Annotated in this window: 25 protein-coding genes; 16 read left to right on the forward strand and 9 right to left on the reverse strand. The window is 70.1% G+C overall.

Annotated elements, in window-relative coordinates; translation table 11 throughout:
- Positions 1–14: 14 nt before the first annotated feature.
- The 3 genes from OHS16_RS05385 to OHS16_RS05395 form a co-directional block, all read right to left on the reverse strand.
- Positions 15–1343: a DNA-3-methyladenine glycosylase 2 family protein gene (locus OHS16_RS05385; protein WP_328540724.1), complete on the reverse strand. Its 1329-nt coding sequence runs from the start codon at positions 1341–1343 to the stop codon at positions 15–17.
- Between the two features lie 58 nt (positions 1344–1401).
- The gene (gene rsgA / locus OHS16_RS05390; RefSeq protein WP_328536011.1) at positions 1402–2529 is read right to left on the reverse strand and encodes a ribosome small subunit-dependent GTPase A; all 1128 of its coding nucleotides are present in this window, start codon (positions 2527–2529) and stop codon (positions 1402–1404) included.
- A gap of 541 nt (positions 2530–3070) precedes the next feature.
- Positions 3071–3751: a TetR/AcrR family transcriptional regulator gene (locus OHS16_RS05395; protein ID WP_328536012.1), complete on the reverse strand. Its 681-nt coding sequence runs from the start codon at positions 3749–3751 to the stop codon at positions 3071–3073.
- Positions 3752–3921: 170 nt separating this feature from the next.
- On the opposite strand from OHS16_RS05395, the gene OHS16_RS05400 reads away from it, so the two are divergent.
- On the forward strand, positions 3922–5040 hold the full coding sequence (locus OHS16_RS05400) for a serine hydrolase domain-containing protein (protein WP_328536013.1): 1119 nt from the start codon (positions 3922–3924) through the stop codon (positions 5038–5040).
- Between the two features lie 27 nt (positions 5041–5067).
- Here OHS16_RS05400 and OHS16_RS05405 read toward each other — a convergent pair whose 3' ends face one another.
- Positions 5068–6069, reverse strand: coding sequence for a helix-turn-helix transcriptional regulator (locus OHS16_RS05405; RefSeq protein WP_328536014.1), 1002 nt, complete (start codon positions 6067–6069; stop codon positions 5068–5070).
- 91 nt (positions 6070–6160) lie between these two features.
- On the opposite strand from OHS16_RS05405, the gene OHS16_RS05410 reads away from it, so the two are divergent.
- Entirely contained in the window at positions 6161–6559 is a 399-nt protein-coding gene (locus OHS16_RS05410) for a VOC family protein (protein WP_328536015.1), read from the forward strand.
- A gap of 428 nt (positions 6560–6987) precedes the next feature.
- Here the strand turns inward: OHS16_RS05410 and OHS16_RS05415 are convergent, their stop codons facing one another.
- Positions 6988–7824, reverse strand: a complete 837-nt coding sequence (locus OHS16_RS05415) for a hypothetical protein (protein ID WP_328536016.1) — start codon at positions 7822–7824, stop codon at positions 6988–6990.
- Positions 7821–8444: an RNA polymerase sigma factor gene (locus OHS16_RS05420; RefSeq protein WP_328536017.1), complete on the reverse strand. Its 624-nt coding sequence runs from the start codon at positions 8442–8444 to the stop codon at positions 7821–7823. Before OHS16_RS05420 ends, OHS16_RS05415 begins: the two co-directional genes overlap by 4 nt.
- A gap of 279 nt (positions 8445–8723) precedes the next feature.
- Here OHS16_RS05420 and OHS16_RS05425 point away from each other — a divergent pair, with 279 nt between their 5' ends.
- Both OHS16_RS05425 and OHS16_RS05430 read left to right on the forward strand, forming a co-directional pair.
- The gene (locus OHS16_RS05425; RefSeq protein WP_328536018.1) at positions 8724–9206 is read left to right on the forward strand and encodes a DUF1877 family protein; all 483 of its coding nucleotides are present in this window, start codon (positions 8724–8726) and stop codon (positions 9204–9206) included.
- A gap of 109 nt (positions 9207–9315) precedes the next feature.
- A complete protein-coding gene (locus tag OHS16_RS05430; protein WP_328536019.1) occupies positions 9316–9852 on the forward strand; it encodes a PadR family transcriptional regulator in 537 nt (178 codons plus the stop codon).
- A gap of 489 nt (positions 9853–10341) precedes the next feature.
- Here OHS16_RS05430 and OHS16_RS05435 read toward each other — a convergent pair whose 3' ends face one another.
- Positions 10342–11325 (reverse strand): L,D-transpeptidase, encoded by a 984-nt coding sequence (locus OHS16_RS05435; RefSeq protein ID WP_328536020.1) that lies wholly within the window; start codon positions 11323–11325, stop codon positions 10342–10344.
- Positions 11326–11713: 388 nt separating this feature from the next.
- Here OHS16_RS05435 and OHS16_RS05440 point away from each other — a divergent pair, with 388 nt between their 5' ends.
- Entirely contained in the window at positions 11714–12067 is a 354-nt protein-coding gene (locus tag OHS16_RS05440; protein WP_328536021.1) for a hypothetical protein, read from the forward strand.
- A gap of 452 nt (positions 12068–12519) precedes the next feature.
- The gene (locus OHS16_RS05445; RefSeq protein ID WP_328536022.1) at positions 12520–12924 is read left to right on the forward strand and encodes a VOC family protein; all 405 of its coding nucleotides are present in this window, start codon (positions 12520–12522) and stop codon (positions 12922–12924) included.
- Here OHS16_RS05445 and OHS16_RS05450 read toward each other — a convergent pair.
- Together OHS16_RS05450 and OHS16_RS05455 are read right to left on the reverse strand one after the other, a co-directional pair.
- Positions 12864–13613 (reverse strand): DUF6597 domain-containing transcriptional factor, encoded by a 750-nt coding sequence (locus tag OHS16_RS05450; protein ID WP_328536023.1) that lies wholly within the window; start codon positions 13611–13613, stop codon positions 12864–12866. The genes OHS16_RS05445 and OHS16_RS05450 overlap by 61 nt on opposite strands.
- 23 nt (positions 13614–13636) lie before the next feature.
- Positions 13637–14818: a YihY/virulence factor BrkB family protein gene (locus OHS16_RS05455; protein WP_328536024.1), complete on the reverse strand. Its 1182-nt coding sequence runs from the start codon at positions 14816–14818 to the stop codon at positions 13637–13639.
- Between the two features lie 17 nt (positions 14819–14835).
- Between OHS16_RS05455 and OHS16_RS05460 the strand changes: the two genes are divergently transcribed.
- The 10 genes from OHS16_RS05460 to OHS16_RS05505 all read left to right on the forward strand — a co-directional run bounded on the left by OHS16_RS05460 (position 14836) and on the right by OHS16_RS05505 (position 24545).
- The gene (locus OHS16_RS05460; protein WP_328536025.1) at positions 14836–16476 is read left to right on the forward strand and encodes an acyl-CoA dehydrogenase family protein; all 1641 of its coding nucleotides are present in this window, start codon (positions 14836–14838) and stop codon (positions 16474–16476) included.
- Positions 16477–16678: 202 nt separating this feature from the next.
- On the forward strand, positions 16679–17974 hold the full coding sequence (locus OHS16_RS05465; RefSeq protein WP_328536026.1) for a GAF domain-containing protein: 1296 nt from the start codon (positions 16679–16681) through the stop codon (positions 17972–17974).
- A 192-nt stretch (positions 17975–18166) separates the two neighbouring features.
- Complete coding sequence (locus OHS16_RS05470) at positions 18167–18736, forward strand: GNAT family N-acetyltransferase (protein ID WP_328536027.1); 570 nt, start codon at positions 18167–18169, stop codon at positions 18734–18736.
- A 114-nt stretch (positions 18737–18850) separates the two neighbouring features.
- Positions 18851–18934: a putative leader peptide gene (locus OHS16_RS05475; RefSeq protein WP_328540725.1), complete on the forward strand. Its 84-nt coding sequence runs from the start codon at positions 18851–18853 to the stop codon at positions 18932–18934.
- Between the two features lie 173 nt (positions 18935–19107).
- Positions 19108–20805, forward strand: a complete 1698-nt coding sequence (locus tag OHS16_RS05480; RefSeq protein ID WP_328536028.1) for a nitrite/sulfite reductase — start codon at positions 19108–19110, stop codon at positions 20803–20805.
- Positions 20802–20990 carry a hypothetical protein gene (locus OHS16_RS05485; protein WP_328536029.1) on the forward strand — a complete coding sequence of 63 codons (189 nt, stop codon included), beginning with the start codon at positions 20802–20804 and terminating at the stop codon, positions 20988–20990. Before OHS16_RS05480 ends, OHS16_RS05485 begins: the two co-directional genes overlap by 4 nt.
- On the forward strand, positions 20987–21688 hold the full coding sequence (locus OHS16_RS05490) for a phosphoadenylyl-sulfate reductase (RefSeq protein WP_328536030.1): 702 nt from the start codon (positions 20987–20989) through the stop codon (positions 21686–21688). The genes OHS16_RS05485 and OHS16_RS05490 overlap by 4 nt, the downstream gene beginning before the upstream one ends.
- Positions 21688–22257 carry an adenylyl-sulfate kinase gene (gene cysC / locus OHS16_RS05495; RefSeq protein ID WP_328536031.1) on the forward strand — a complete coding sequence of 190 codons (570 nt, stop codon included), beginning with the start codon at positions 21688–21690 and terminating at the stop codon, positions 22255–22257. Before OHS16_RS05490 ends, cysC begins: the two co-directional genes overlap by 1 nt.
- A complete protein-coding gene (gene cysD, locus OHS16_RS05500; RefSeq protein ID WP_328536032.1) occupies positions 22254–23189 on the forward strand; it encodes a sulfate adenylyltransferase subunit CysD in 936 nt (311 codons plus the stop codon). Before cysC ends, cysD begins: the two co-directional genes overlap by 4 nt.
- The gene (locus OHS16_RS05505) at positions 23190–24545 is read left to right on the forward strand and encodes a sulfate adenylyltransferase subunit 1 (protein ID WP_328536033.1); all 1356 of its coding nucleotides are present in this window, start codon (positions 23190–23192) and stop codon (positions 24543–24545) included.
- Positions 24546–24561 lie beyond the last annotated feature (16 nt).

Consider the following 24561-nt stretch of genomic DNA (forward strand, 5'->3'; position numbering starts at 1 on the left):
GCCTCCCGCGGGCCTCAGGGGGCGGTCTGACGCTCCAGCCAGAGGTACCGCTGAGCGTATGAGCGCCAAGGCCGCCAACCCTCCGTTTCGGGCTCGCCCGGGAAGACCACATCGGGGTCACCCAGGGCGCGCATCCGGATCAGTGAGGCCGCGAACGGTGTCATGCCGGGCAGCGCGAGCAGCGCCTGCTCGGACTCGTCGCGGTCGGCGCCCGGGTCGAGCCGCACTCCGGCCACCGCGCGCAGTGCGGGCTCGTCCGCCGGCAGTTCCGCGGCCGCGGGGAAAAGATGGGTGAGCCCGCCGGACGGCTGGTCGAGCGGTGTTGCGTACCGTTCGACCAGCCACTCGGACTTCGCCCGCCCGGCCAGTGCCCGGACTGCGAACTCCACGGGCTCGGCAGCCCCCGGCGAGCGCAGCCCCGGCCGCCGGGAGACCAGGGGAGCCAGGCGCGGGTCCGCGGAGAGCCGCTCGTTGATGGCGTACGGATCGGCGTCGAGGTCGAAGAGCCGGCGCAGCCGCTGCACGGTGGTGGTGAGATCCCGCAGATCGGTCAGCTGGATCCGGGCATCCAGCCAGTGGCCCGCGGACCGCTCGGCAACAGCGACGACACCGCAGCCGTACGGCAGCCGCAGGGTGCGCCGGTACGTCCGGGCACCAGGGGTGCCGACCATCTCCTCGATGCGCGCGATGGCCTCCCTGCCGAGCAGATCGAAGACCTCGCGCGCGGCGTACGCCCCACGGTGCGCGAGGCGCAGCGGGATGCCTGCCGCGGTGCCGGCGGCGGGGACGTCCGCTTCGCCGCGCAGTTCGCTCGGGGTGCGGGCGTAGATCTGCCGGATGGTGTCGTTGAACTGCCGCACGCTGGAGAATCCGGCGGCGAAGGCGATCCGGGTGACCGGCAGATCGGTGGTCTGCAGCAGTATCCGGGCGGTGTGCGAACGCTGCGCACGGGCGAGGGCCACCGGACCGGCCCCGACTTCGGCGGTGAGCTGGCGCTGGACCTGCCGGGTGCTGTACCCCAGCCGCACGGCGAGCCCCGGGACACCCTCGCGGTCCACCACACCATCGCCGATCATCCGTATGGCGCGGCCCACCACATCGGCGCGTACGTTCCAGGCGGCCGACCCGGGTACGGCGTCCGGCCGGCAGCGGCGGCAGGCCCGGAACCCGTTGCCCTGGGCCGCCGCCGCCGTCGGATAGAAACTGACGTTCCTGCGTTTGGGGGTCACTGCCGGGCAGCTCGGCCGGCAGTAGATCCCCGTGGTGCTCACGGCGAAGAAGAACTCTCCGTCGAAGCGGGCGTCGCGGCTGCTCACCGCTTCGTACCTGGTCTCTTCATCCATCACGAGGCCCAGTGTGCGCTCCGTCGCGCATCCGGGCTCGCGGGATTCGGACACGACACTACGGTTTGCGGACCCTGCCGCGCTTGGCCTCCAGGTTGGCCCTGCCCTCCGCACCCTTCATCTTCCAGTCACGCCGGATCTCGGCGCGCAGCCTGGCATCGGTCTTGGCGACGATGCGCTGGTTCTCGCGCAGCAGTTTGCGGTAGCTCTCGAGGCGGCGCACCGCGAGTGAGCCGTCCTCGCAAGCGGCGAGCACCGCGCATCCCGGCTCCGCCTCGTGGGCGCAGTCGTGGAAACGGCACTCCTGGGCCAGGGCGTCGATCTCCGTGAAGACCTGGCTGACCCCGCTCGACGCGTCCCAGAGACCGACACCGCGCAGCCCGGGGGTGTCGATGAGGACTCCACCGCCGGGCAGCACGAGCAGATTGCGGGTGGTGGTGGTGTGCCGGCCCTTGCCGTCGATGTCACGCGTGGCCTGCACCTCCATGACGTCCTCGCCGATGAGCGCGTTGGCGAGTGTCGACTTGCCCGCCCCGGAGACTCCGAGCAGCACGCTGGTGCCCTCGGCGACCACAGCCCCGAGCACGTCGACACCCGCGCCGGATGCCGAACTGACGGGCAGAACCTGGACACCGGGGGCCGCGTGCTCCACGTCCGCGACGATGTACGAGAGCCCGACGGGGTCCGGGACCAGATCGGCCTTGGTCAGAACGACCAGCGGCACGGCTCCTGATTCCCACGCGAGGGCGAGGAACCGTTCGATCCGGGCCAGATCGAGCTCGACGGACAGCGGCACGGCGATGATCGCGTGGTCGACGTTGGCCGCGAGGATCTGGCCCTCGGAGCGCTGCGAGGACGTCGACCGTACGAAGGCCGTCCGCCGGGGAAGCAGCGTCCTGACGAACTGCGGATCACCGACAGGGTCGACGGCCGCCCAGTCCCCGGTGCACACCACCTTCGTCGGGTCGCGCGGCACCACGTACTCGGTGTCGGCCCGTACCGTGCCCGCCGGGGTGACGACATCGCAGAGGCCCCGGTCGACCCGTACGACGCGGCCGGGCAGCAGGCCCCGTGCGGCGTACGGCGCGAACTCGGCCTCCCAGCCTTCGTCCCAGCCGTAGGGGGCGAGGGGGCTGCGGGCACTGTCGGTCGCCGGAGATGAGGGAGAGAGAAAAGAGAAAGACAAGGGTGACCCTTCACAGGGTGGCCCCGGCAACGCGCTCTTCGCGCGGAGTTGAGTGAATGTCAGCCGCGGGCCACAGGGGTGGAAACGATGAACTCCTGAATGCGGGCAGCGCCCGTCACCGTGACAGTCATCAATGTCCTCACCTCCTGTTTCCTGGTGGACCCACGCGATCCGGCGGGATCGGCACAGGGCCGTGTCCCGGAACGAGGGAACCATAACCCCGTCCAAGGAGCGGGTCCATTCATTTATCCGGCGGCACGGTCCTGCTCTCCCGCCCACGGCCCGCCTTACGCCGTTGGCGGCACGGCGCGGCAGGCGTCGTGACCGGGCACCGCACCAACTCACCTGTGCACCCTCGACCATGACGGTGCGGCTGGACTTCCACGGCAGGTCCCGGCGGGCCCGCTCCGGCGCACTCGGCTTGGCGCACGGATTCGTCAAGATCTCCGGCTCGGTCTGTTTCCAGCCGATCTTGCTCCAGGTGACTGATGACCGCACACGCTCACCGGCGAAGACTCCTCGACTCCACCCTCTTGGCCGGTCAAACGTCCGTGCGGAGCTGCTGGCTCGAGCGAATCGCGGCTTCGATCCGGGCGAGTTGGGCTGCGAGGATGTCCTCGAATGCGGCGCGGCGGTCCGCCCCGAGGGGGCGGACGTCGCGGGCGAAGTGGGCCAGTGCAGGGAAGCGTTCGGGGTCGGCGCCCAGTACCGCCACGCGGAACAGCTCCATGCCCTGTTCGTGCTCTTCCGGGGTGACCGCGCTGACCCCGGCCTCGGAAGCGATCAATGCGGCGATGAGGACCGCGATCCGGTGATAGTGCACCGGGATCTCCTCGTCGGGAAGCCCCGACGCGCGCAGCGCCTGCAGCACCTCTTCCATGACCAGCCGGGAACCGGCGCCGCCTGACGCGTATCGTCCCCAGACCGCGGCGAGCTGGGGCTGCCGACCGAAGGCGTCTCTCACCCGCAGGGCCAGGGCCGTGATGCGCTGCTTCCAGTCGCCCTCGGCGCGGTGGCCGTTCATGGCGGCCAGGAGAATCCGGTCGGCCACGGCGCGCAGCAGTTCGGTCTTGCTGCGGAAGTGCCGGTAAAGGCTGGAGGAATCGGTCCCGAGGGCCGCGGCCAGCTTGCGCACGCTGAACGAATCAGCATCGCTCGTACGCAGCAGCTCCGCCGCCGCATCCAGGATCTCTTCGGTCGACCAGCGCCTTCGGCCTGCCATTTTGCTCCTCTCGCCGGATCTCAGCCTAACCCATGCACTTGGCGTTGCACGCACCGCGTGCATAATGAGGACATGAGTATGCCGAACGGCGGCATGCCACGCGTGCCCTGCTGCCCGGGTCAGGCGACCGATGCGGCGCTCAACCCGGGGAATACGAAAGGACGCATGACGTGAAGAACCCACTGGATTCCGCAGCACTGAACGCAGCCATCGAAAACGTCCACCGCGCCGGGATGCCGGGCCTGTTCGCCGAGGTCCGAGACGTCGGCCAGGTCTGGCGCGGTGCCGCCGGGGTTGCCGATGTCACCACGGGCCGCCCCGCCACCGCCGGCATGCGGCACCGCGTCGGCAGCATCACCAAGACGTTCACCGCCGCCGCGGTCCTGCAGCAGGTCGAGAACGGTCGGATCGGTCTCGACACACCGATCGGCCGATACCTTCCGAAGCTGGTACCCGGAGAACGCGGTGACACGATCACGGTCCGGATGCTGATCAACCACACCAGCGGCCTCGCCGAGTACCTCCCGTACGCCTACCCCTCCCTCAAGGCGTACCCCGCCCTCGCGGATACCGGACCCCAGAGCCTGGACGACCACCGGCTCACGCGGTTCAACCCCACTGAACTGATCGAGATGGGGGTCACCGCACCAGCCGTCGGCACCCCGGGCGGTACACCGGGGGTGTACTCCAACACCAATTACCTGCTCCTCGGCCAACTCCTGGAACAAGCGACCGGTACCACGGCCGAGCGGTACATCACCGGGAACGTCATCGAGCGCGCCGGGCTCCGGGACACCGAACTCCCCGCCGGACCGTACATCAACGGGCCGCACTCGCAGCTCTACGAGGCGTGGTTCGGCATGATCGACCCGCCGCGCGATTACAGCGTCTACGACATGTCATGGGTGGGGCCCGCAGCCTCGCTCATATCAACCGTCGCGGACCTCAACCGCTTCTACGGCATGCTCCTGGCCGGAGAGATCGTCAGCCCGTCGTCGCTGGCGCAGATGCAACGCACTGTCCCGGTCGTCTCCCAAGAGGGAAAGACGATCGACTACGGCCTCGGCCTGCACCCGATGGACGGTCCCGGTCAGAGCACTTTCTGGGGCCACGGCGGCATGGTCTGGGGTGGTGGAGCGCTGGCCATGACCCGCGCCGACGGCAAGCGCCAGATGGCGGTCGCGGTGAACACGCAGAGATGGAACAGGCTCGACCCGGCAGGCAAGCCGCAGCCCCATCCCATCGACGACGCGCTTGCGGCGCTGTACCGCGTGGCCATGTACGGCTGACCGGGCCGGAGAGAGCCGCTTTGACCGTCATTCGTGGGGTGGGATTCGCCGCGCGGAGTTCCTGAGCCGTTCGGCGAGAGCTTCGACGAGGCCGCGGAGTTCATCCGGGCGCTCGATGACGAACGGCCGGTCCAGCGAGGCGAGTACAGCGGGCAGCCAGTCGAGCCGTTCCACACGCATGTCGACGCGGGACCAGAGTTCGGTCTCCGGATGTGCGCCGCTCGGGGACGGCAGCTCCCTCACGATCGCGACGCCGGCGGGAAGCCGGGTGTGGATCTGCTGGGCCGTCCCCTGGACCCGCAACGTCACCTCATGCCGGTACGGCGCCGTGGCGAGCCCTGACAGAACGCGCTGTGAAGGGTCGAGTCCTGCGGGTGGTTCGAACGAGCCGGGCAGGGGCCTCACACCGGTGATGCGATCCAGCCGGAACGTCCGGTCCTCGCCGGCCGTGACGTCCTCAGCCGTGACATACCACCTGCCCGAGTGGGCGACGACCCCGTGCGGGTGCAGTGTGCGTTCGCTGCGCCGGCCGTCGGCGGCGGTGTACAGGACCGAGATCGGCCGGTGATGGTGCACCGCGTCGGCCATCGAGAGCAGGACCCCGGATTCCGGGGAGTCCGCCTCGCGGGCCGGAGCCGTGAAGGCGAGGGAGCGGAGCACGGCGTCGAGTCTGAGGCTCAGGCGTTCGGGCAGCACGCGCCGGATCTTCGCGGCCGCTGTCTCATTCGCCGTGCCGGTGGCCGTCGTCAAGCCCGCTCGCTGACCCGCGACCAGGCCGAGCAGCACGGCGAGCGCTTCGTCGTCGCTCAGCATGAGCGGAGGCATGCGGTAACCGGGAGCGAGCCGGTAGCCGCCGTAGCGACCGCGCACCGACTCGACGGGCACGTCGAGGTCGACGAGGTGGCAGGCGTAGCGCCGTACGGTGCGTTCGTCGACGCCGAGCCGGTCGGCGAGTTCGTTCACGGTCCGGATGCCGCCCGACTGCAGGAGCTCCAACAGGGCGAGCACGCGAGCGATGGGGCGAGGCATGCCCAGAAGTCTCCCCTGTATACCGGGCGGGTTCCGCCCGGTATACATCGTAGCGTCGGATCAGAAGCACCGACCCGACCGGAGAAGCACCATGAACTTTGTCTCTGTCCGCATCATCACGAACGACGTCGCCCGCCTCGTGGACTTCTACGAGCGCGCCACCGGTGTGGCTGCCGACTGGTCCAACGAGGACTTCGCCGAGCTCAGGACCACGTCCGCCACCCTCGCGATCGGCAGCACCCGCACCGTCCCCCTGTTCGCGCCCGGCTCCGCACGCCCGGCCGACAACCACAGCGTCATCCTGGAATTCCTCGTCGACGACGTGGACAGCGTGCACAGGAACCTGACCGGCTTCGTGGAGGACTTCGTCAACGAGCCCACCACGATGCCCTGGGGCAACCGGGCGCTCCTGTTCCGCGACCCGGACGGCAACCTCGTCAACTTCTTCACTCCCGTCACGCCGGCAGCCGTCGAAAAGTTCGCTCGCTGAGGAGAACCCGGCGGGCAGGTGCTCCCGGCCGCATGCCCGGGAGAGTGGCAGCTCACCCGTCTACGCCTGCAAAACGAGACGGCGAACGGTCAGACCGTCGGCTGTCCGACGAAGCCGCCGGCGGCCGCTGTGAGTATCCCAAGGACTCGCTCAGCGCAAGGACTCGCTCAGCGCCATGTCTGGTCGAGGCCGCCGTTGCACCGGATGGTGCGCAGGCCGAACCGGCTGTCGTCGAGACAGGATCCGGTGGCCGAAGCCGTGGCGGTTCGGGACCGGCGCGATGTGCGCCGGCACACCGCGCGCGCCCGCCCACCGTGACGAACGGTTCGACCTGGCGGCCGTCCTGCCGGTCTCCTCCACCAGCCGACGCACCGTGGTCGGAGGCCGGCCTCCGACGGCCGAGTCAACAACCCTGCGGTGCAATACACCTAGGAGGACGGCACGCCTGCACGGTGAACACTCTTGCCGTGCTCGACCTTGACGTCGGGCTTCGTCCCGGCCCCGCCCGCGGCTCCGTGCCTCCCGGTGCCCGGCTTGGTTCTGCGGCCTTTGCCCGCGGTCTCCTTGCCGACGGGCTTCCTCCGCCCGGCGTCGGCTCCGTGGCGCCCGGAGTCGTCAGGCCCGGCCGGCCTTTCCGGAGAGGCCGCCACCGGCATCCGTGCGCAGTAGGCACTCACGGACGCAGGACCCCCGGCAGCCGCCACGAGGCGTACGTACGCCTTGCCGTGACGTACCCGCTTCCCGTGCAGCAGCGCCCTGCACAGCCGGACCTGCGCGCGGCCCGGCGCCCCGGAGGGCACCGGAACCGCAGGGGACGCCCCGGTCCGGGCCGTCCCCTGCGGGGCGCCGGCCGTCGTACGGGAAGGTGCGACCGTCCGGGACGGTGCGCGGGGCACCGTCCGTACCGGGGCCGCGTCCGGCCGGCCGGACGGCCGGCCGCTACGGTCCATGGGCTGGGGAAGGACACCCGCACCGGCGGCCAGGGCCACGCCGCCCAGGGTGACGCTCGCGACGAGCGCGCCGAGCGCGGCTCGTATCGAGAGGCGGGGTCGCGGTCCGCTCCGGGAGGAGCGCCACTCGTCGCGGCTGCGCGGCCCCCGCAGCACGGTGCGCCGGGGCCAGGTGTCGCGGGCCTGCCGGAACGCCGCGAGAGCCGCCTCCTCCTGGTCCCGTCCGGATGGGCCCGGTCGCCGCAACGCAGCTCCCAGCGCCGCAGTTTCCGGCTCCGGGATGTCATCCGCCGACCGCTCCGCTTCGCGTGTCATGTCTCGTTCCTCAGTGTCCGGGAAGCGCCGGACGTCACTTCCGGCCGGCCGGCCGCGAACTTCGCCGCCAACTGCTTCAGGCCCCGGTGCGACGCCATCCGTACGGCCCCCACCCGCTTGTCCAGAACACGGGCCGCGGCCGGCCCGTCGAGCCCCACCACCACACGCAGCAGAACCGCCTCCGCCTGGTCCGGCGGCAGCGTCGCGATGATCGCGAGCGCCTGCCCGGTCGACAGGTTGTCCAGTGCGTCCGCCGCCGTGTCGTGACCGTCCGGGAGATCGAGCACGTCCTGTTCGATCGCCGCGGTGAGCGGTCTGCGTCTGCGGCGGCGCAGATGGTCCATCGCGCGGTGCCTGGCGATGGTCGCGGTCCAGCCCCGGAACCCCGCACCGTCGCCACGGAAGCGCCACAGGTCTCTGGCGATCTCCAGCCATGCGTCGGACGCCACGTCCTCGGCCTCCGTGCCGACCAGCCCCCGTACGTAGCCGAGAAGTCCGGGGTGGACGAGACGGTAGGCCGCGGCGAAGGCCACTTCGTCGCCCTGCTGCGCACGCGCCACAGCGGCGGTCAGCTCAGCGTCGTGGCCGGGCGCGTCCGGCCGCTCCCCGCCTCGGATCACACTTCCCTCTTCAGGACCTGGACAGCACCGTTCGGCATGCTGATTCCATCGCTGGCAGCCACCCGGGGCGTTCCCCCCACCCGCGGGCGGCGATGTCCATGGAGCGTAATCCACCGGTGCGCGGTCCGCCGGTCGGTCGCAGTGATGTTTCACCGAAGGGGTGCGCTGGACAGTGCGGGAAGCCCGTCCGAGACGCGCTCCCCGCGAAGTCGCCTGAAGGGTGGAGCAATTGAGATCGCGCACATCTCCCGCGTACCGGCCATGGAAGGGCAGCGCCCGGTGAACCACCGTTACCACCTCCGGTCGGTGCCCGCTGCCGCTCTCACCTACGACCCCGACTGGCTGGCCGCCCAGTTCGATGACGACTGGGACGACTTACAGGCGCTCTGCGCGTTACATCTGGCGGACGTGCTGCAGAAGGACTTCACCGACGTCGACCGGCTGTACACAGCGCACGGCAGCGGCCATGCGGGCAGCCTGCCGGTGCTGGGCGGCCGTCCCGTACCGCATCACGACGACCGGCTGCCGTCCTTCGCAGTCCTCACCCCGCCGGGAGTCGAGGAGGCCGCGGCCTTTCTGACCGGGGTCTGCTTCGATGCCCTGTGGCCGGTGGTGTGCAAGGAACTCACCGCGCCGTACGGACCTGTCGTCCCCGAGCCCCGGATCCGCGAGCACTTCGCGCGCGCCCATGAGGGGCTCACGGCCTTCTACGCGCGGGCCGCCGACGAGGAACGGTCGGTCGTCAAGTGGCTGCTGCTCTGAGCGCCACCGTCCCGCAGCGGTCCTGAGACGGATCCCGGGACGGGCCTGCGACAGGTCAGCGCCAGTAGGTCGCCTTTGACCTGTCAATGATGGAAGGTACAGTGGACGTATGAGTCTTCGACACGCACTGCTGGGCCTGCTGGTCGATCGACGGGCAAGCGGCTATGACCTGATGAAACTCTTCGACGGTTCGCTCGCCAACGTCTGGTCCGCCAACCAGAGCCAGGTCTACGGCGAACTCAAGCGCCTCGCCGACACCGGTCTGGTCACCGTGGCCAGCGAGGGCCCGCGCGGCCGCAAGGAGTACGCCCTCACCGACGAAGGCCTGGCCGAGCTGCACTCCTGGCTGGTCGACACCGAATCCGGCCAGGCCACACGGAGCGACGTCCTGTTGCGGGTCTTCTTCCTCGGCGTCCTCAGCCACGACGAAGCGGTGGCTTTCCTGCGGCACCGGGCCCAGCTCGCCGCCGATGAACACACAAAGCTCGAAGCGATCAAGGAATCCATCGCATCGGACGACAGCCCGCTCGCCGTCGAGGGGGCCCTCGCCCTCGAATTCGGCCTGCGCTTCAGCGCCATGCGCGAGGAGTGGGCGAACTGGGCTGTAGGGCAGCTGCGCGACACCGGTGGGCCAGCGGCCTCCTGAACCGATCCGGCCATGCAGACGCACACCGGGCCCGCTCGCGGGCGGCCCAGGACCGGTGCGCACAAAGGCTGTTCGGCTCACCGCGATCGGGATGCCCCGCCGGGCAGGACCGTCCGGCAGACTCAGGAGACCCTTGCCCGCCGGCCTCGCGGGCCCACCGGGCGTGCGGCACTGAACCGTTGAGGCCGAGCGCTCGGGAGAGCAGCGGCCAGGACGTCTTGTACTCCTCCTTCCCCTACGTCCAGCTGTGCGTGCCGCCGGAATGGAAATGCGGGCGGCGAACGCGGCCGGCTCGACTCCAGCGCGCGCCTCATCAGGCTCTTCGAGCTGGTCTCCGCGGCGCGGGCGGTCCGGCGACCCGACGCGGACCGGCTCGCGGCCGGGGCCGCGAGCCGGGACGGTGCCGGTGCCCCTTCGCAGGACAGCCCGTAGGCCGTGTGGAGAAGTAGCGGCGTCCGCCCGGCGCGCGGCGCCTGGGCTTCACACCGCCTAGAGGGCGCCCGTCGTCCGCGCACCCGAAGCGCTGGTCTCCAGCCACTTCGACCAGGACAGGTTGAAGGCCGCGTAGCCGTTGTCCCCCGCGGCCTTGCCCCGCGGCGACCCGGTGATGGTGACGGGGTCTCCCTGCTTGACGAAGTCGTAGAACCACTTCGAGTCCGCCAGGGACAAGTGGATACAGCCGTGCGAGCCGTAACTGTGGCCCGGGTAGGGGTCGCCGGTCGAGTAGTGGATGTACGTACCCGACGTGGTCAGGTGGACATCCCAGGGCAGGGTCAGGTCGTAGAAGTCGGGGCTGCCCTTGGTGCAGCTGATACCGACACTGCAGGAGGTCATGTGCACCTCGCGTGCTTTGTCGATGACCGCCATGGTGCCGTCCCAGGAGGGGAAGCTCGGGCTGCCCGCGTCAATGGGCAGGGTGCGGACCAGCTTGCCGTCACGCTTCACCTGCATCGTGTGTCCCGGCACCGATGCGGTGGCCTCGACGTCGTCCCCGATCGTGAAGGTGTGCTGGTAACCATGGGTTCCGTAGCGGCCGTTGCCGTTGCTCACGTCCTTCAGATCGGCATCGAGCTTCACCTTGGTGCCGGGCTTCCAGTAGTTCTCGGGCCGCCAGTCGACCCGGGTGCTGCTGAACCAGTGCCAGGCGCCGGTGACCGGAACCGAAGCGGTCACCTTGAGGTGCTTCTCGACCGTGCCACGAGCCGATGTGCCCACCGGGTTGCTGAAGACCACCGAGATCGGCATGGCGACCCCGACGGTGGCACCGGTCTTGGGCGCGATCGTGTTCAACAGCATCGGCGGGCCCGCGGGACGTGCCGGCTTCGGATGTGCGCTCGCCTGCGCCTTCCCGGAGGCTTTCCCCGCGGATGCCCCCGAACCCGAGGCTTCGGCGTTTCCGCCGCAGGCACTCGCGCCGGCGAGCACCACACCGACCAGCAGTGCGATTCCTATACTGCCCTTGACCCGGCCCATGCCCATGCTCCGCTCACATCACGTCTTCCGAGATCCAACACCCCTAGAGACAAGGACTCCGCGGCAACGGTTGCGCCCCTCTCGTAAAGCGCAGGCCAAGTCTGCCGGTCGCGGAGGGTGTCCGGAAGCGCCCGCCGGTTCCGGCGCTCCCGAAAAAATCGCCGCATGGCCGGTACACCTGTGCGGTGCTGCTCGTTGGCCTGACGGGCCACGGTGACCTCGCCGCAGGGGCCGGGCAGCTTCGTCAGGAGACGGCAGGCATGAACAGGAAGTCCGGCAGCCGGAACGGCCGCCCGGCCCGCACCCCACCTGGGCACCGCCGGTAATCCGCAGCGAGGACGGCCGATACATCACCACCCGGGAATCGGACACACGCAGAGGTATGACCATGCCAGAGACTGAACCGACCGAACCCTTCGAAGAGCCGCACGTGGGCACCAGATACCGCTGGGAGGTCGAGGCGGCGTACCGGAAGCTGGAAGCTTCCGCAGGCGACCAGCAGAGCCCGCTCGCCAACGGGCTGCTGACCGCCTACAGCTGGGCGCTGGGGCACACCACCACCGCTCCGGTCACCGGCGATGTGAGCGCCGGAGCTCCCGGCCTCGGCCTGCTGACCGCCGAAGTGGATGCGGCGACCGTGCAGTTGGAGGGCGCGGCCCAACGCGGCATCCCGCAGGACCACATCCAGGGGGTGTACGACGCGCTCGCCTGGATCTGCGGCCAGCTGGAGCCGCGCCCCTGAGATGCCTGCGTGCGGAGCCACGTCGTGCGGCAGGCCCGCAGAACATGGCGCCTCGCCGGGCTCGCCCCCCCTGTGCCTCGGCCGCACCGGGAGGCGATGCCCGGGAACGGGTGGATGCCCGCCGCACGGACGGGATACCGCACGGCGCGCCCGGGGAAGAGCCGGTCCGTACGGGCGTGGTCGCCGATGCCACGGTGCGGTGTTGCGTATCCGGTCGCCCGCCTCGCGGTCGACGACTCGGCTCTCCTTGCCACCGGTCCAGTTTCCGGATCCGGGCCGTGTGCGGCCCGAGGCGTCGATCCTGCTGAGGGCGTCATCGGACACCGGCTCAGCCCTCCCACAGCACTGGAACGGCGCTCCTGCCCGCCGCAGCCGGCGTCCGGTCCGCCCCGACAGCAAAGCCGACCGATTCGTACAAGACCGGCGGCGGTGCGCGTGCCTACGTTGGTCCCATGACTCCTTCACCTGCTCCGCAACTCGATGCCATCGGCCTTGTCGTCGCCGACATGGTCGCCTCGCTCGCCTTCTACCGTCTGCTCGGTCTCGACATCCCGGCCGAGGAGGACTCCCGGCCCCATGTCGAAGTGACGCTGCCGGGCGGACTGCGCATTCTCTGGGACACCGAGGAAACGGTCCGCTCCTTCGATCCGGGCCGGCAGCTGCCGGAGTCCCCGGGACGCGCCGGACTCTGTTTCCGCTGCGACTCAGCCGCCGGCGTCGACGCCGTGTACGACACGCTCATGACGGCCGGCCACCGGGGGCATCTCAAGCCCTGGGACGCCTTCTGGGGACAGCGTTACGCGACAGTGCTCGATCCCGACGGATCCGAGGTGTCGCTGTTCGCCGACGCCACATAGCTGTTCGACGCCACATAGCTGCTCAGCGACATCCCGGCCAGACCGCGCATCTCGCGGGCGAGATGCGCCTGGTCGGTGCAGCCGGCCGCGATCGCCGCATACGCGTACGGCGCCCCGGCGGCGACGAGAGCCAGCGCGCGCTGGAGCCGCAGTACCCGGGCGAGGGTCTTGGGCCCGTATCCGAAGGCGTCCAGCGAACGGCGGTGCAGCTGCCGGGCGCCGAGGCCGACCGATTCCGCGGTCCCGGCGACGGAGCGGCCGGTGTCCAGCTGCTCGGCGACGGCCCTCAGCAGTGGATCGGGCGGCTCCGCTTCGGCAGCGCGCCGCAGCACCACGGACTCCAGCGCAGCCACGTGGTCGGACGCCCCGTCGACCCGGTCGGTGAGCCTGCGGGTGACGGCGGCGGGCCACAGATCGGTCAGTCCGACGCGCCGGTCGCGCAGTTCGTACGCCGGTACGCCGAGCAGCGCGGGCCCGCAGCCCGGTGCGAAGCGCACCCCGGCGTACCGGGTGGCGGAGGAGGCTTCCGGCAGGTGTGCGCGCGTGTCCGGGCCCGCGACCAGCAGGATGCCATCGGTCCAGATCAGGTCCATGCATCCGTCGGGCAGCACCGGGTGGTCGTCGGGACCCTGCACGGTGCGCGTCCAGACGACGGCGCCCTCAAGCCGGGACGGCCACTGTGCGTACACGCCTCCAGCGTAGACCGGGCGGGTCAGTCCTGGTCGCGCGTGGTGTGCTCGGGGGACCGCTTGTCGTCGGGCCTCCTGGAGCGCAGCCGCGACGTGACGTCCTCCGGGGGCAGGAACCGCGACCAGCGCTCGGGGAACTCGGATGGCATGTCCGAGCCCCCCTCGTCCTCCTCGTCCTCCTCGTCGTCCGCGGTCTCCGGGCCCGGGGCGCCGGGGTGGTACGGGGACGCGCCGGTCCCGGCGGCCTGCGCTGCCCGCTGCCGCTCGTTCGCCGCGCGGGCCGCCGCTGTCGCAACGGAGGGCCAGACCCGGTCGATGGCCGCGTTGACCGCCGCGCCGACCAGAACGGCGAAAGCCGAGATGCCGATCCACAGCAGCACCGCGATGGGCGCGGCGAGCGAACCGTAGATCGTCGGCCCCTCCACTTCACCCGTGAGGTAGATCCGCAGCAGGAAACTTCCCAGGAACCACATTCCGAGGGCCACCAGAGCCCCCGGAATGTCCTCTATCCATGGCGACCGAACCGGTACGGACACGTGGTAGAGGGTGGTGAGGAACGCGATCGACAGCACGACCACCACCGGCCAGTACAGGATGGCGACGACTTCCTCACCGCCGGGGACGAACTCCACCACCCGGTCCGGCCCCACCACCGCGAGCGGCAGCACCACCGCTCCGATCAGCAGCGCGACGATGTAGAGCAGCAGTGAGAGCAGCCGGGTCATGACAATGCCACGGCGGCCGTCGAGGCCGTACATCACCGTGATGGTGTCGATGAAGACATTGACCGCCCGCGAGCCCGACCACAGAGCAAGGGCGAAGCCGATGGAGACCAGATCGGGGCGCCTGCCGTGGGTGACGTCCTCCAGCAGCGGTTTCGCGAACTCGTGGACCCCCCGGTCGGAGAGGACCGTGCTGGCGGCGTTGAGGATGTTCTGCTCGAGGCTCGCGACGGTGTGGGTGTCGGTCCAGCCGTCGACGTAACCGAGCAGAGCGATCAGACTGAGCAGCAGCGGCGGCAGCGAGAGCAGCGTGAAGAACGCCGCCTCGGCCGCGAGTCCCAGGATCCGGTACTCCATGCACGAGTTGACGGTGTCCTTCACCAGCAACCAGGCCATCCGGCGCTTGGAGACGTTGCGGTAGAGGGCTCTCGCGCGGTGGAGCAGGCCTGAATGGCGCTCCCCTGTTTCATTTGCTGCCTGCACCTCCTTACCGTAGCCCCATGGCAGCCACCACCCACACCGTGTCCAACCAGCCTCCGCCCCTGGTGGGGCATGACGTCTTCACCTCGGACGCGGTACTGACCGAGGCGGTGGACCGGCACACCGCGCGGGAGATCGCGGAAGAGGTAAGGGAAGAGCTCGGCGCGCTCGGCCGCTCGGCCGGTTCGGGGCAGGTACAGGAGTGGGGAGCCCTGGCGAACGAACATCCGCCGAGGCTGCGCACGCACGACCGATACGGGCACCGGATCGACGAGGTGGAGTTCCATCCGGCCTGGCACCGGCTGCTCGGAAAGGCCGTTTCCGCGGGGCTCACAGACGCGTGGGGCAGGCCGGGCGGCCATCTGCGCCGCGCCGCCGGCTTCCTGGTGTGGTCGCAGGTCGAGGCGGGTCACGGGTGCCCGGTGTCGATGACCCATGCGGCGGTGCCGGCGCTGCGGTCCGATCCGGCGCTGGCCGCGGAGTGGGAGCCCAGGCTCACCTCGCACATCTACGAACAGGAACTGCGGCCCGCCGGGGGCAAGCCCGGTGCGCTGTTCGGGATGGGGATGACGGAGAAGCAGGGCGGCAGCGACGTCCGCGCCAACACGACGTCCGCGGTGCCGCTCGGCAGCGACGGCGAGTATCTGCTCACCGGTCACAAGTGGTTCTGCTCGGCGCCGATGTGCGACGGATTCCTGGTGCTGGCGCAGGCGCCGGGTGGACCGACGTGTTTCCTGGTGCCCCGGGTGCTTCCCGACGGCACGCGCAATGTCTTCGCGATCCAGCGGCTGAAGGACAAACTGGGCAACAGATCCAATGCGTCGGGCGAGGTCGAGTTCGACGGCACCTGGGGCCAGCGGGTGGGCGATGAGGGCCGCGGGGTGCGCACCATCATCGAGATAGTGGCGGCCACCCGGCTCGACTGCGCGGTCGGATCGGCGGCACTCATGCGGCAGGCCGTGGCGCAGGCGGTGCACCATGCCGCGCACCGCAGCGCGTTCGGCGGGAAGTTGGCGGAGAAGCCGCTGATGCGCAACGTACTGGCCGATCTCGCCCTGGAGTCGGAGGCTGCCACCACGCTGGCCATGCGGCTGGCGGCGGCCTACGACAGCGACACGGAAGAGGAGCGGGCCCTGCTGCGGCTCGCGGTACCCGCCGCGAAGTACTGGGTCACCAAGCGCTGCACCCCGGTTGCCGTCGAGGCGCTGGAGTGCCTGGGCGGCAACGGCTACGTCGAGGAGTCCGGGATGCCGCGGCTGCTGCGCGAGTCTCCGCTGAACTCGATCTGGGAGGGCTCGGGGAACGTCCAGGCGCTGGATGTGCTGCGGGCCCTGCAGCGGGAGCCCCAGGCGTTCGACGCCTTCCTCAAGGAGGTCGGCAGAGCGCGAGGCGCCGATCACCGGCTGGACCGGGCGATCAGGGATCTGCTCACCGAACTCGCCGACCTGGAGGGAATCGAGGCCCGGGCGCGCAGGCTCGTCGAGCGCATCGCACTGGTTCTGCAGGGTTCGCTGCTGGTTCGGTGGGCGCCGTCCGCGGTGGCCGACGCGTTCTGTGCGTCGCGGCTGGGCGGCGACTGGGGAACGGCGTTCGGCACCCTGCCGCACACCCTGGACCTGGCGTCGGTCGTCGACCGCGCGGCGCCGTCCGGCAACGCATAACAGCCGGGGTTGGTGCTGCGCCGACACGGCACCACCCCGGCTGGTGCGAGCAGTTTCGTACAACGGGCCGCCCGGGCGCGAGGGTTGCAGAGGGTTGCACCGGATGTGCGGACTGCCGGGCGCGGCGGCCGCCGGGCGGGCACCATGAAGCACAGCACCCCGACGGTGCACGCACCACCCGGAAAGAAGCGGGGAGCTTCCCATGAGGACCACGGCCCCGAGCGCGTTTGGTCTGTCCGCCCCGCACACCCGTGAGACGGCGCGTGCGCTGCACGGACTGCGCGAGGCCGCCCTCTCGGGTGACCGGTCGGGGCCCGCCCCGCGTCCGGTCATCGACGCGTCCTGGAAGCGGATGCTGAGGATCGGCGTCGACCCCGACCGGGGCACCAGCAGTGCGCTGCTGGACAGAGAGGATCTGGAGCACCGGCGCAGGGCGACCCCGCTGGGCGAGTTGCTCCCGGCGCTGAGCGAGGGACTGATCCCGGCTGCCGACGCCTCGGCACAGATCGTGGTCATCACCGATGGTGAGGGTCGGGTGCTGTGGCGCGACGGCAACCAGGCGGTCATCCGCCGGGCCAACGGCATCTGTCTGGAGGAGGGCGCCGCCTGGAGCGAGGACTCGACCGGCACCAACGCGGTGGGCACCGTACTGGAGGCGGGGCGGCCCCTGCAGGTGCACTCCGCCGAGCACTTCGTCCGGACCTTGCAGAACTGGACCTGCGCGGCGGCGCCCGTCCACGATCCGCGGGACGGCAGGCTGCTGGGCGTCATCGATGTCAGCGGGCCCGATCACACCTTCCATCCCGCCACTCTGGCGCTGGTCGAATCCGTGGCGCGGCTGGCCGTGGCGGAGCTGCGCAACCGGCATCTGATCTCGGTCGAGGGGCTACGCTCCGTGGCGTCGCCGATCCTGAGCCGACTGGGCGGACGGGCCCTGGCGGTGGACGCCAACGGCTGGCCCGCCGCGGTGACCGGGATGCCGCCCGTCGCCCGGCTGCCTCTGCCCAGGTCCTTCGCGGCGGGACGGATGTGGCTTCCTTCCCTGGGGATGTGCGCGGTCGAGCCACTGCCGGGCGGCTGGCTGATCCGGGTCGACGACGAGAACACCGGAGCGGGGAGCCCGGCCCCGCCCGGCCGGGTGGTGCTCGATCTCAGCGGCCGGCGCCGGTGGTCGGTCACCGTGTCGGGCGCCGCGGGCAGCTGGACGCAGGGGCTGACACCGCGCCATGCGGAGCTGCTGTACGTACTGAGCCTGCACCGCGGGGGCCGCACGGCAGCCGAACTGGCCGGTGATCTGTTCGGGGACCCGACACGGAAGGTGACGGTACGCGCCGAGATGTCGCGGGTGCGCCGCACCCTGGCCGAGGTCCTGGCACACCGCCCGTACCGCTTTCTCGAGGAGGTGGACGTCACGGTGATCCGTCCGGAGCGTCCGGACGATCTGCTTCCGCACTCGACGGCGCCGGCCGTGCGGCGGTCCGTACCCCCCGCCGGCTGACGCGGACCACAGCGGGTCACGCGTACGGAACAACCCACGACGGCACGACGGCACGACGGCACGACGGCACGACGGCACGACGGCACGACGGGAGTGTCGCCCGGCCGGGCTTTCCGCGTCGGGTGCGGTGAGTGCGCCGTCGCCGTGAGACCGCCGTGCGCCACCGCGCCGCCTCATGGTTCCCTGGCGTGCATGAGCACCGTCACCGTGACCACCTGGTCCCTGGAACAGACCTCCCCCGCCGATGTCAGGCCGGCCGCCGAGCCGGAAGGCGACATCAGGATCGTCCGCGCCGAGGTGGCGTCGCCCGAATTCAGCCGGTTCCTCTACGCCTCGGTCGGTGGGGACATCCGCTGGACCGACCGGCTCTCGCTGAACTACGGACAATGGCAGGAACTGCTCGACCGGCCGGGCGTCGAGACCTGGGTGGCGTACGAGCGGGGCACCCCGGCCGGGTACGTGGAGCTGGACCCGCAGGACGACGGCGTCGTGGAGATCATGTACTTCGGTCTGCTCCCGGCGTTCCGTGGCCGGCGCATCGGCGGCCACCTGCTCTCGCACGGTGTCCGGCGGGCCTGGGATCTGGCCGACCGCACACCGGGGCGGGCCCCGACGAAGCGGGTCTGGGTGCACACCTGCAGCAAGGACGGACCGCACGCGATGGACAACTACCTGCGCCGGGGCTTCAGGCTCTTCCGAACGGAGACGGAGGAGGAAGCGGAGGTCGTGACTCCGGGTCCGTGGCCCGGAGCAGACGCCTGACGTCCACCCCCGCCGCACGTGACGGACACCACAGTGTCTCGGGATGCGGGACCATGACGTCCATATGGTGGATAGTGGTGGACTCCTACGAGATCGCCGTGACACGCTTCCGTCATGTCTGGAACTGGAATTGCCTTGATTAGTCGACGCCACGTCGACCTCGGCCGCGTGTCCAGCGCCATCTGTCCGGCGCGCTGATCTCCACCAGCACCGCCGTGTCCCGCCGTCCCCGTCGTTGCGGACGAGCGAAGTCCCCCAGCGGGGCCCAGTAGCCCCCGAACCGCTGTGCCCTGCCGTGAACACGCAGGTCGCAGGGGTACTTTCCGCCTGATCCGTCGCCCTCTTGAGCCGCCACAGAAGGACGAACCACCATGGCCGCCAGCCCGGAAACTCCCGCTCCCGCCACGTCCCGCCGCAAGGTGAGCCGTCACCGTGGCGAGGGTCAGTGGGCGCTGGGTCACTTCACCCCGCTGAACGGCAATGAGCAGACCAAGAAGGACGACGACGGTCTCAATGTGCGGACACGCATTGAGACGATCTACTCCAAGCGCGGCTTCGACTCGATCGACGGCGCCGACCTGCGCGGCCGGATGCGCTGGTGGGGGCTCTACACCCAGCGCAAGCCCGGGATCGACGGCGGCAAGACGGCGATCCTGGAGCCGGAGGAGCTGGACGACGAGTACTTCATGCTGCGGGTGCGGATCGACGGCGGGCGGCTGACCACGGAGCAGCTGCGGATCATCGGCGAGATCTCGCAGGAGTTCGCGCGCGGCACCGCGGACATCACCGACCGGCAGAACATCCAGCTGCACTGGATCCGCATCGAAGACGTCCCGGAGATCTGGCGCCGCCTCGAGGCCGTCGGTCTGTCCACCACCGAGGCGTGCGGTGACACCCCTCGTACGATTCTCGGCTCCCCCGTCGCGGGGGTCGCCGCCGACGAGATCATCGACGGCACTCCGGCGATCGACGAGATCAACCGGCGCTTCATCGGCAACCCCGACTTCTCCAACCTGCCCCGGAAGTTCAAGACCGCCATCTCCGGCTCTCCGCTGCTCGATGTGGCCCACGAGATCAACGACATCGCGTTCGTGGGGGTCAACCACCCCGACCACGGGCCCGGTTTCGACCTGTGGGTGGGCGGTGGCCTCTCGACCAACCCCAGGCTGGGCGTACGTCTCGGCGCCTGGGTCCCGCTCGACGAGGCACCCGACGTCTTCGGCGGTGTCATCGGCATCTTCCGTGACTACGGCTACCGGCGCCTGCGCAACCGCGCCCGGCTGAAGTTCCTTCTCGCCGACTGGGGCCCGGAGAAGTTCCGGCAGGTCCTCGAGGACGAGTACCTCCAGCGCAAGCTGGTCGACGGACCGGCCCCTGAGCAGCCCGCCGGTGTCTGGCGCGACCACCTGGGCGTGCACCCGCAGTACGACGGCCGCTTCTACGTCGGCTTCGCGCCGCGGGTCGGCCGCGTGGACGGCACGACACTGGCGAAGATCGCCGATGTCGCCGCCTCGCACGGCTCCGGCCGGCTCCGTACGACCACCGAGCAGAAGATGATCGCGCTCGACATCGAGGAATCCCAGGTCGAGTCGTTCGTGGCCGCTCTCGAGTCGCTGGACCTGAAGGTCAACGCCTCGCCGTTCCGGCGCGGCACCATGGCCTGCACCGGCATCGAGTACTGCAAGCTGGCCATCGTCGAGACCAAGCAGCGGGGCGCCTCGCTGATCGACGAACTGGAGCGCCGGATCCCGGAGTTCGACGAGCCGATCACCATCAACATCAACGGCTGCCCGAACGCCTGCGCCCGCATCCAGGTCGCCGACATCGGTCTCAAGGGCCAGCTGATGCTGGACAAGGACGGAAACCAGGTCGAGGGCTTCCAGGTGCACCTCGGAGGCGCGCTCGGTCTGGATGCCGGCTTCGGCCGCAAGGTCCGTGGGCTGAAGGTCACTTCGGATGAGCTGCCCGACTACGTCGAGCGGGTGCTGAAGCGTTTCCAGGCCGAGCGCGCGGACGGCGAGCGGTTCGCGACCTGGGCGGCGCGCGCGTCCGCGGAGGCCCTCTCGTGAGCGAGCGAGCCGCGCCCTTCTTCTGCCCGTACTGCGGCGACGAGGACCTTCGCCCGCATGAGAGCGGTCACGGGGCCTGGGAATGCGCGGCGTGCAACCGCGCATTCCAGTTGAAGTTCCTCGGCCTGCTCGCCCGGGGACTTCAGCGCGACACCGCCAAGGATGTTGAAGGAGACGGGATATGACGAACACTCTGGAGACCGACGATCCGAGGGCTCTCGCGGAGCGTGCCGGCCGGGAGCTGGAAGAGGCGTCCCCCCTCGAGATCCTCAAGTGGGCCGCCGACACCTTCGGCGAGGGCTTCTGCGTGACCTCCTCCATGGAGGACGCGGTTGTCGCCCACCTCGCGTCGCGTGTCAACCCCGGCGTGGATGTGGTCTTCCTGGACACCGGCTACCACTTTCCCGAGACGATCGGTACCCGGGACGCCGTGGCAGCCGTGATGGACGTCAACGTCATCACCCTGCTTCCCTGGCAGACCGTCGCGGAGCAGGACGCCGAGTACGGTCCGAAGCTGCACGACCGCGACCCCGACCTGTGCTGTGCGCTGCGCAAGGTGAAGCCGCTCGAGGACGGTCTCAAGAACTACCGGGCGTGGGCCACCGGCCTGCGCCGTGACGAGTCGCCGACCCGGGCGAACACCCCGGTCGTCGGCTGGGACGAAAAGCGCCGGAAGGTCAAGATCTCACCCATCGCCCGCTGGACGCAGGACGACGTCGACGCCTACGTCACCGAGCACGGCGTCCTCACCAACCCGCTGCTGATGGACGGTTACCCCTCGATCGGCTGCGCGCCCTGCACCCGTCGGGTCGAGGAGGGCGAGGACGCCCGGGCCGGCCGCTGGGCGGGCCGGAACAAGACCGAGTGCGGGCTGCACGGCTGATGACCGAGATTCAGGAGAACGAGATGACGACGGACCAGGGAGCCACCATCTGGCTCACCGGTCTGCCGAGCGCGGGCAAGACCACCATCGCCCACGAACTCGCGGACCGGCTCCGCGGACAGGGCCACCGGGTGGAGGTGCTCGACGGCGACGAGATCCGCGAGTTCCTTTCCGCAGGCCTCGGCTTCACCCGCGAGGACCGGCACACCAACGTCCAGCGAATCGGCTTCGTCGCCGAGCTCCTGGCGTCCAACGGCGTGAAGGCGCTGGTGCCGGTCATCGCCCCGTACGCGGACAGCCGCGAGGCCGTCCGCAAGCGCCACCAGGGTGCGGGCACCGCGTATCTGGAGGTGCACGTCGCCACCCCGGTGGAGGTGTGCTCGGAGCGTGATGTGAAGGGCCTGTACGCCAAGCAGGCGGCGGGCGAGATCTCCGGGCTGACCGGGGTCGACGACCCGTACGAGGCTCCGGAGACACCGGACCTGCGCATCGAGTCGCACCGGCAGACCGTGCGGGAGTCCGCAGCCGCGCTGTATGCACTGCTCACCGAGAGGGGCCTGGCCCGATGACGACCGCTGCCACTGTCACCGAAGGCACCGACAGCCCCTACGCGCTCAGTCATCTGGACGCGCTGGAGTCGGAGGCCGTCCATATCTTCCGTGAGGTCGCGGGCGAGTTCGAGCGGCCGGTGATCCTCTTCTCCGGCGGCAAGGACTCGATCCTGATGCTGCACCTGGCGCTGAAGGCGTTCGCACCTGCCGCCGTGCCCTTCTCACTGCTGCATGTCGACACCGGACACAACTTCCCCGAGGTGCTCGACATCCGCGACCGTCTGGTCGCCGAACACGGGCTGCGGCTGCATGTCGCATCCGTCCAGGACTACATCGACTCCGGCGCGCTTCGTGAGCGTCCCGACGGGCTCCGCAATCCGTTGCAGACCCTCCCGCTGACGGAGAAGATCCAGGCCGAGCGCTTCGACGCGGTCTTCGGCGGCGGACGCCGCGACGAGGAGAAGGCCCGCGCGAAGGAGCGGGTGTTCTCGCTGCGGGACGAGTTCTCGCAGTGGGACCCGCGCCGTCAGCGTCCCGAGCTGTGGCAGCTCTACAACGGCCGCCACGCGCCCGGTGAACACGTCCGGGTCTTCCCGCTCTCCAACTGGACCGAGCTGGATGTCTGGCAGTACATCGAGCGTGAGCAGATCGAGCTGCCGGAGATCTACTTCGCCCATGAGCGCGAGGTCTTCAAGCGCTCCGGTATGTGGCTGACCGCCGGCGAGTGGGGCGGCCCGAAGGACAGCGAGACGGTCGAGACCCGTCAGGTGCGCTACCGCACCGTCGGCGACATGTCCTGCACCGGTGCCGTCGACTCCGATGCCACCACGCTGGAAGCCGTGATCACCGAGATCGCCGCCTCCCGGCTGACCGAGCGGGGAGCGACACGTGCCGACGACAAGATGTCCGAGGCCGCGATGGAAGACCGCAAGCGCGAGGGGTACTTCTAAATGACCAGGCACACCGAAGAGCTGGCCGAGCAGTTGTCGGCCACCACCCTGCTGCGCTTCGCCACCGCGGGCTCCGTCGACGACGGCAAGTCCACCCTTGTGGGACGTCTGCTGCACGACTCCAAGTCGATCTTCACCGATCAGCTCGAGGCCGTCGAACAGGCGTCACTCGGCCGCGGCCAGGAGGCACCTGACCTGGCGTTGCTGACGGACGGGCTGCGCGCCGAGCGTGAGCAGGGCATCACCATCGACGTGGCCTACCGCTACTTCGCCACGCCCCGCCGCCGGTTCATCCTCGCCGACACCCCCGGGCATGTGCAGTACACCCGGAACATGGTCACCGGTGCCTCGACCGCCGAGCTGGCCGTCGTCCTCGTCGACGCCCGCAACGGTGTCGTCGAGCAGACCCGCAGGCACGCCGCGGTCGCCGCTCTGCTGCGGGTCCCGCATGTGGTGCTCGCCGTCAACAAGATGGACCTCGTCGACTACGCGGAGCCCGTCTTCGCCGCGATCGCCGAGGAGTTCACGGCGTACGCGGCCTCCCTGGGCGTTCCGGAGATCACCGCGATCCCGATCTCCGCGCTTGCGGGTGACAACGTGGTGAAGCCGTCCAGCCATATGGACTGGTACGGCGGCCCGACCGTCCTGGAGCATCTGGAGACGGTTCCCTCCACCCATGACCTGAGCGACTGCAAGGCGCGATTCCCCGTCCAGTACGTGATCCGCCCGCAGACCACCGAACACCCCGACTACCGTGGCTACGCCGGCCAGATCGCATCGGGCGCGCTGCGCGTCGGCGAGGCCGTCACGGTGCTGCCCTCCGGCCGTACCTCGACGATCGCCGGTATCGACGTGCTCGGGAAGAGCGCGGACATCGCCTGGGCCCCGCAGTCGGTGACCGTACGGCTGACCGACGATCTGGACATCTCGCGCGGTGACCTGATCGCACCGAGCGCGGATGCTCCGGCACCGACCCAGGATGTCCTGGCGACCGTCTGCCATGTGGCCGACTCGGCCCTCGTGGTGGGCCAGCGGGTGCTGCTCAAGCACACCACCCGCACGGTCAAGGCGATCGTCAAGGAGATTCCCTCGCGGCTGACCCTCGACGACCTCTCCCAGCACCCCGAGCCGGGACAACTGGTCGCCAACGACATCGGCCGGGTCGTCATCCGTACCGCGGAGCCGCTCGCGCTCGACGCGTATGCCGACTCCCGGCGCACCGGTTCCTTCCTGCTGATCGACCCGGCCGACGGCACCACGCTGGCCGCCGGCATGGCAGGCGACGCGTTCGCCGTCACCGCCGAGGCCGTGGCCGAAGCGGTTGCCGTGCAGGACGACGAGGGATGGGACTTCTAGCCATGTCCTTCCGCAA

The organism is Streptomyces sp. NBC_00344 (assembly GCF_036088315.1).
In the GTDB taxonomy this organism is placed as follows: domain Bacteria; phylum Actinomycetota; class Actinomycetes; order Streptomycetales; family Streptomycetaceae; genus Streptomyces.

Excerpts from the sequence above, each read along its gene's own strand:
- OHS16_RS05475 (WP_328540725.1), top strand. The coding sequence starts at position 18,851 with ATGTCTGGAACTGGAATTGCCTTGATTAGTCGACGCCACGTCGACCTC.
- OHS16_RS05435 (WP_328536020.1), bottom strand. The coding sequence starts at position 11,325 with ATGGGCCGGGTCAAGGGCAGTATAGGAATCGCACTGCTGGTCGGTGTG.
- OHS16_RS05440 (WP_328536021.1), top strand. The coding sequence starts at position 11,714 with ATGCCAGAGACTGAACCGACCGAACCCTTCGAAGAGCCGCACGTGGGC.
- OHS16_RS05505 (WP_328536033.1), top strand. The coding sequence starts at position 23,190 with ATGACCAGGCACACCGAAGAGCTGGCCGAGCAGTTGTCGGCCACCACC.
- OHS16_RS05490 (WP_328536030.1), top strand. The coding sequence starts at position 20,987 with ATGACGAACACTCTGGAGACCGACGATCCGAGGGCTCTCGCGGAGCGT.
- OHS16_RS05385 (WP_328540724.1), bottom strand. The coding sequence starts at position 1,343 with ATGGATGAAGAGACCAGGTACGAAGCGGTGAGCAGCCGCGACGCCCGC.
- OHS16_RS05415 (WP_328536016.1), bottom strand. The coding sequence starts at position 7,824 with ATGACACGCGAAGCGGAGCGGTCGGCGGATGACATCCCGGAGCCGGAA.
- OHS16_RS05465 (WP_328536026.1), top strand. The coding sequence starts at position 16,679 with ATGAGGACCACGGCCCCGAGCGCGTTTGGTCTGTCCGCCCCGCACACC.
- OHS16_RS05395 (WP_328536012.1), bottom strand. The coding sequence starts at position 3,751 with ATGGCAGGCCGAAGGCGCTGGTCGACCGAAGAGATCCTGGATGCGGCG.
- OHS16_RS05405 (WP_328536014.1), bottom strand. The coding sequence starts at position 6,069 with ATGCCTCGCCCCATCGCTCGCGTGCTCGCCCTGTTGGAGCTCCTGCAG.
- cysC (WP_328536031.1), top strand. The coding sequence starts at position 21,688 with ATGACCGAGATTCAGGAGAACGAGATGACGACGGACCAGGGAGCCACC.
- OHS16_RS05445 (WP_328536022.1), top strand. The coding sequence starts at position 12,520 with ATGACTCCTTCACCTGCTCCGCAACTCGATGCCATCGGCCTTGTCGTC.
- OHS16_RS05430 (WP_328536019.1), top strand. The coding sequence starts at position 9,316 with ATGAGTCTTCGACACGCACTGCTGGGCCTGCTGGTCGATCGACGGGCA.
- OHS16_RS05410 (WP_328536015.1), top strand. The coding sequence starts at position 6,161 with ATGAACTTTGTCTCTGTCCGCATCATCACGAACGACGTCGCCCGCCTC.
- OHS16_RS05470 (WP_328536027.1), top strand. The coding sequence starts at position 18,167 with ATGAGCACCGTCACCGTGACCACCTGGTCCCTGGAACAGACCTCCCCC.
- OHS16_RS05480 (WP_328536028.1), top strand. The coding sequence starts at position 19,108 with ATGGCCGCCAGCCCGGAAACTCCCGCTCCCGCCACGTCCCGCCGCAAG.
- cysD (WP_328536032.1), top strand. The coding sequence starts at position 22,254 with ATGACGACCGCTGCCACTGTCACCGAAGGCACCGACAGCCCCTACGCG.
- OHS16_RS05460 (WP_328536025.1), top strand. The coding sequence starts at position 14,836 with ATGGCAGCCACCACCCACACCGTGTCCAACCAGCCTCCGCCCCTGGTG.